The sequence below is a fragment of the Bacteroides sp. HMSC067B03 genome, assembly GCF_001811315.1.
GTDB lineage: Bacteria > Bacteroidota > Bacteroidia > Bacteroidales > Bacteroidaceae > Bacteroides > Bacteroides faecis.
In genome coordinates this window covers 1-260 of record NZ_KV804465.1, presented here as the reverse complement: position 1 = coordinate 260, position 260 = coordinate 1, and the positions used below count along the sequence as shown (strand labels likewise).

General features: G+C 47.7%; 1 pseudogene. It reads left to right on the top strand.

Annotated features, from left to right (window positions below):
• Positions 1-260: pseudogene (locus HMPREF2794_RS23535) on the top strand (hypothetical protein); the annotation flags it as partial.

Below are 260 nucleotides of genomic sequence, written 5' to 3'. Positions count from 1 at the left end.
AACACGGAAGATTTCGAGCCGAAGCAAATGACCGGAAAGAATTATATCGTACCGTGGGAAATCTACGATACGGAACCCAGTTCCTGTACGGATGACGAAATCCGTTATCTCGCTTTTGACAAGCGCGCTGCTATCCGTGTGAAGCACAATGAAGCCTTTCAGGTCGGTATCCGCAACCATGTGCTGCACAAACTGGCTCCGGAGGATGATTCAAACGAAGAAATGCCTGTTATCCGGACAACGGGTGAGAAAGATATTAA